Annotated in this window: 1 rRNA gene; it reads right to left on the bottom strand. The window is 37.8% G+C overall.

The window, feature by feature from the left end:
* Nucleotides 1–67: ribosomal RNA gene (locus H5164_RS19900) — 16S ribosomal RNA — on the bottom strand; the annotation flags it as partial.
* Nucleotides 68–233: the final 166 nt, after the last annotated feature.

The following is a 233-nucleotide window of genomic DNA, read 5'->3' as shown; positions in this document are numbered from 1 at the left end:
GCTCGACTTGCATGTGTTAGGCCTGCCGCCAGCGTTCAATCTGAGCCATGATCAAACTCTTCAATTAAAGTTTTTTGAATCTTGCGATTCGGCTCAATGAATTCTGATTGCTTATCTCACCGAAGTGAAACAAGTCTTTGTACATATTACTATGAACATTCATCGTTGCATTGAGTTTAAATTTTTTGATTGCCAACATTCCGAAGAACAGAAGACAATTTCGAATAACTCAA

Source organism: Shewanella sp. SG41-3, assembly GCF_014164545.1.
In the GTDB taxonomy this organism is placed as follows: Bacteria; Pseudomonadota; Gammaproteobacteria; order Enterobacterales; family Shewanellaceae; genus Shewanella; species Shewanella vesiculosa.
This window is presented reverse-complemented; position numbering and strand designations above follow the sequence as displayed.